General features: G+C 35.0%; 5 protein-coding genes and 1 other annotated feature. Of the genes, 3 read left to right on the plus strand and 2 right to left on the minus strand.

Annotated elements, in window-relative coordinates; all coding sequences use genetic code 11:
- Positions 1-357: 357 nt before the first annotated feature.
- Positions 358-534, minus strand: a complete 177-nt coding sequence (locus CN326_RS23065) for a DUF3934 family protein (protein WP_020060606.1) — start codon at positions 532-534, stop codon at positions 358-360.
- A gap of 567 nt (positions 535-1,101) precedes the next feature.
- Here CN326_RS23065 and CN326_RS23070 point away from each other — a divergent pair.
- Together CN326_RS23070 and CN326_RS23075 are read left to right on the plus strand one after the other, a co-directional pair.
- Complete coding sequence (locus CN326_RS23070; protein ID WP_098311289.1) at positions 1,102-1,953, plus strand: NAD-dependent epimerase/dehydratase family protein; 852 nt, start codon at positions 1,102-1,104, stop codon at positions 1,951-1,953.
- 159 nt (positions 1,954-2,112) lie between these two features.
- Positions 2,113-3,006, plus strand: a complete 894-nt coding sequence (locus CN326_RS23075; protein WP_098311290.1) for a sigma-70 family RNA polymerase sigma factor — start codon at positions 2,113-2,115, stop codon at positions 3,004-3,006.
- 80 nt (positions 3,007-3,086) lie between these two features.
- Here the strand turns inward: CN326_RS23075 and CN326_RS23080 are convergent, their stop codons facing one another.
- Complete coding sequence (locus tag CN326_RS23080; protein ID WP_141525115.1) at positions 3,087-3,455, minus strand: MFS transporter; 369 nt, start codon at positions 3,453-3,455, stop codon at positions 3,087-3,089.
- 149 nt (positions 3,456-3,604) lie between these two features.
- Positions 3,605-3,865 (plus strand) — a binding site (T-box leader).
- Positions 3,866-3,938: 73 nt separating this feature from the next.
- On the opposite strand from CN326_RS23080, the gene asnA reads away from it, so the two are divergent.
- Complete coding sequence (gene asnA, locus CN326_RS23090) at positions 3,939-4,922, plus strand: aspartate--ammonia ligase (RefSeq protein ID WP_098311292.1); 984 nt, start codon at positions 3,939-3,941, stop codon at positions 4,920-4,922.
- Positions 4,923-5,373: the final 451 nt, after the last annotated feature.

Here is a 5,373-nt window from a genome sequence, read left to right on the forward strand (position 1 = left end):
CGTACGTTTAGAGGTGGGAGCCCTCTCGAAAGGTATGATAGAAACGATTAAAATAAAGGATTACGATATTGTGCTTTAAATATAACTTGAAAATTTCTATAAGTGGTTCTGTCATATCGTCATCGAGTAAATAGAAAATTGTATCCACATCATAAAAAAGCTATTCTTTTGTATAAGTACTTACTAAAAGAATAGCTTTTTTCATAATATAGATTATCGTATTAATGAATTTTAAAAGTTGTCTTTTTACAATGAGTAACCACTTGTTTTGTTGTGTTAAATCTTTGCTTTTCTCCGCAAAATAAACCCACACAACATCTATCTTACACGAAAGATACCAAGCGTAAATAGCAGTCCCTATCTTTCGGATTTGTCACCTGTATTACTGTTTGTCTTTGCGCCACCCGCTTTTTTAACACCTTTGCTTGTATAAGGTTTGGCACTCTTTTTTTTGTTGGCACTGGCTTTCCATCGGTTCCAGCCCTTACTGCCTGTTCCTCTACCTGTTCCACCTTTACCTTTAGCTTTACTCATATAATATAATCACTCCATTATTATTGTATAGCAAATCTGTTTCCACAGTAGTCAATAAATCTTTAAAATAAAATTTGGGTTTATGACTTTTTCCTTTCCGACAGTTGCTCATAAAAATGAACAGCAGGATATAATAGTATATCATAACATGGACAGTAATGCGCAAAATCCTCAGGTTTATCCCGCTAATAGAAATCTTTTAAAGTAGAAAAAAGAGTCCTTCACAGTTAGGACTCTTTTAATTTTTGCTGATAGTAATGTGTTATGTAAAAGGTGTTTAATCTTGAATTTATTAATATTATACAATATTTTTTTAGAAAATAGATTTTTGGTAATATTTCAAAAAAATTATATATGAATTGTTATCTTTTAGTTTTACGTTGCATAAAAAGAAAAAAAGTCCGAGATATGAAAAAATTTGTGATTATATTTATAGTTATGTCACACATTACATGATCAATTTGTCTTAAATATGAACGTAAAAAAAGAGTACATTTTATAGTCATTTTTTCATTCTAAAGGTACCGAATTATTAAATTTTAAAAAATGTATTATGGAGGTATAGAAATGAGAGTTTTTCTTGCTGGTGCAACAGGTGTAATCGGACGTTCTTTAATTCCTTTGTTAGTAAAAGAAGGTCATGAAGTATTTGGGATGATTCGTGATGACCCGTATGGAAGTGCAGTGACAAAAATGGGTGCAAAGCCAGTGGTAGCGGATGCATTAAATCGAGATGCTGTATTTACAGCGCTGGAAAAAAGTCAGCCGGATGTAGTGATTCATCAACTTACATCGTTAAGTGCAGGAAGCTTGGTTGATAATGCAAAAATAAGAATTAAGGGAACAGAAAATCTTGTAGATGCTTCAAAAGCGGTGGGAGTTAGACGAATAATTGCACAAAGTATTTCGTGGGCATATGAACCTGGAGACACGCCTGCTATAGAAGAAGAAATGTTGGACATTGCTGCTCCGTTTCCACGAAAAACGACGATAGAAGGCATTACGGTGTTAGAAGAAAAAGTTTCTCAAATTCCGGAATTTGTTATACTTCGTTATGGAACGCTTTATGGTCCAGGAACTTGGTATGCGATAGATGGAAAGATTGCCGATCAGGTAGGCCGGAAAGAAGTTGTAGCAACTGATGGTGTATTTTCTTTTCTTCATGTAGACGATGCAGCAAGAGCTGCATTGTTAGCTCTAGATTGGCCATCTGGTCCTGTTAACATTGTCGATGATCATCCTGCACCAGGAAATGTTTGGCTGCCTGTTTATGCTTCTGCAATTGGTGCGCCTCAGCCTCTTCGTCAAGCTGGTAGTAATCGTGGGGAGCGCGGTGCTTCCAATAAAAAAGCTCGAAAGGAATATGGATGGGAACCCATTCATCCTTCTTGGTCTAATGGGTTTCAACATAATTTGTAGAATTTGTCTAATATAATTTTTGTCATAAGAAGGCCATTTTTGTAAGAGTGTTTTTTAGAGATATTTGCATAGGTATACCCTAGAAAGTTTTTTCTAGGGTATTTCTTATTTTATATTATGATAGATTTATTGATTAAAGAGTTTTAAGGAGGGACTACTATGGGGCAAAATAGCCTGGATGTAAGTGAATTATACATATTGTACAAATCTTATTTTATTTCTATAGCATACAAAATGCTGGGATCTCTAAGTGATGCCGAAGATATTGTCCATGATACATTTATAAAACTGCAGATGAAAGAAATTCATCCAACTGATATTAAAAACATAAAGTCGTATGTAAGCAAAATGGTTGTAAATCGTTGTGTAAATGAATTACAGTCGAGCAGAAAAAAAAGAGAAACTTACGTTGGTACTTGGTTGCCAGAACCTATTGTACAGGGCATGCAATGGGACCCTTCAGAGAAAATCATTCAAGATGACCAACTATATTATACATTTGTTGTTCTTATGGAAAAACTCTCTGCTACAGAGAGAGCCGTTTATGTCTTAAAAGAAGCATTAGATTTAAAACATAATGAAATTGCTGACTTACTAAATATTACGGAAATAAATTGCCGTAAAGTGTTTAGCCGTGCGAAGCAGAAAATGAATGTATCTTTCGGTGAGGAGTATACACCATATGAAATTCAACAAGACCAAATCACTAAGTTTATTTCGGCCTTATCGCGAAGTAATGTTCAAGAAATCTCAGAAATTCTTACTAGCGATGTAATACTTATTGCAGATGGGGGAGGGAATGTCGCTACGGCCATTAATCAAATTATTAGTAAAAAACGTGTTCTGAGCTTGTTATCTGCAATTGCTACAAAATTTTTCAAAGGAAAAGAAGCACAAGCTATCATAGTAAATAATCAGCCAGGCGTTCTCATATTAAAAGATGAAGAGGTGGTTGGTGTTTTCAGTTTCGCTTGGAAGCAAAATACGAATCAGATTGAGCGAATATTTTATGTTGTGAATCCTGATAAACTTAAGCACATTACTATACATTAAAAGTATAGAGTTGCTCTAAAAGTTGTGAGATGACTGTTAGAGCAACTCTTATTTGTAATAAAAAATGTATTGTATGTAAACTAATCATTTTGGTTAGTTTGTATCTTTTCGTAGAAATAATGTTGCATTTTTCGTAAAGAAAATGACATTAGGATAAATAAGAATAAGATAGAGAAAATAATAAATACGACATATTTAAACATTATCTTTGTCCCGATATACGGACCTACACTAGATCCAAAAAATAAAGTAAATGTATAAAGTGCCATCGCAACTCCTTTTCTTTCTTCGCTTATTTGTCCAATATGAAAAATGATAGAAGGTAATACAATTGAAATTCCTGCTGCAAATATGATTGTATTTATAGAGAGAAAATACATGTTATCCTCTTTCAAGAACAAGAGTATTCCCGTGCAAGTAATGATAAGTCCTAGTGTGACACATTGTATTTATGGAACCAAGTTCCAATATTTTTTATTACATACTATTCGAAAATGCGTAAAATAAAGAATTGAAAAATATTTTAAAACTTTTCGTTGACTTTCTTATTTTTTTGTATAGAATAAACATTAATAAAATGTTTCAGAGATGTGACAGTAAAACGACTGTGAAAGGAAGAGTAGTAATAGGACGTAGTCCAAGCGAGTCAGGGGCGGTGTGAGCCTGATACGAAGCCTGTTATGAAGAACCTCCTGGAGTCGCTAACCGAAATCCTTTTTAGGAAAGTAGACTTAGCCGGGAACTTCGCCGTTACAAGAAGAACAGTATCGAGATATCTCTACTCTCCGTACTGAATAAGTGAGCAACCTCTGTTGCTAATTTGGGTGGTACCGCGGAACCAAAGCCTTTCGTCCCAGTTTTTTTGGGAAAGAAGGGCTTTTTTTATTGGTTTCTTTCCTCACTACATCAAAACATTTTAGGAGGAAAACAACATGTACCAAACATTAATGACAGTAAGAGAAACACAAATCGCAATTAAGGAAGTTAAAACATTTTTTGAAGAGCAATTATCAAAACGTCTTGGATTATTCCGTGTATCTGCACCATTATTTGTAACGAAAAAGTCAGGATTAAACGATCACTTAAACGGTGTAGAGCGTCCAATTGAATTTGATATGCTGCATTCAGGAGAAGAGTTAGAAATTGTACATTCACTAGCAAAATGGAAAAGATTTGCCCTGCATGAATATGGATATGAAGCTGGTGAAGGTTTATATACAAACATGAACGCAATTCGCCGTGATGAAGAACTTGATGCAACGCATTCCATTTACGTTGATCAATGGGATTGGGAAAAAATTATTCAAAAAGAATGGCGTACAGTAGATTACTTACAAGAAACAGTACGAGCAATTTATGGAATATTCAAAGATTTAGAAGATTATTTATTTGAAAAATACCCGTTCTTTGGTAAGTACTTACCGGAAGATATCGTATTTATCACATCTCAAGAGCTTGAAGATAAATATCCAGAATTAACACCGAAAGATCGTGAGCATGCGATTGCGAAAGAACACGGTGCAGTCTTTATTATCGGAATTGGGGGGGCGCTACGCTCTGGTGAAAAACATGATGGACGTGCATCTGACTATGATGATTGGAAATTAAACGGAGATATCTTATTCTGGAATCCAGTACTGCAGTCTTCATTTGAATTATCATCCATGGGGATTCGTGTTGACAGCAAATCTCTTGATGAACAATTAACAATAAAAGGGGAAGATTTCAAACGTGATTATGATTTCCATAAAGGCATTTTAGAGGGCGTGCTTCCACTTACAATGGGCGGTGGTATTGGACAATCAAGAATGTGCATGTACTTCTTACGCAAAGCACATATTGGCGAAGTTCAAACTTCTGTATGGCCAAATGACATGCGTGAAGAGTGCAAAAAGCAAAACATTCACTTGTTCTAAAAAGAAAACAAGGGATGCAATTGATAAATATACTATAATTAGAAGAGGATACTATGCCCAACATGATGGCATATATCCTCTTTTTTCATACATCTCATACTACATACCTAGAGGTTGAAACTGTAGTCTAACATGTATATAACGATAACGGAACAAATGGTCATTTGTTAAGAAGGGGACGTAGGCCACAGCGGGAGGCGTAACAAGGTGCAGGAAGTGAAAATTTATTGACATAAAATCTGTTATTGGTAGTTAGTCTGCCTAACTCTAAAGGAGAATAAGCTCCTTTATTTTTTTTAAGCATAGCATGTAAAAGACTATGAAATATTTATGAAAAAGTAGGTGGAAATATGACATTAGATTCTCAACGTATTATAGCCTTCCCAGGAATGGGCATGGGTGGCTTTCCAGGAATGGGCATGGGTGGCTTTCCAGGAATGGGTATGGGTGG

The organism is Bacillus sp. AFS018417 (genome assembly GCF_002560985.1).
Taxonomy (GTDB): Bacteria; Bacillota; Bacilli; order Bacillales; family Bacillaceae_G; genus Bacillus_A; species Bacillus_A rhizoplanae.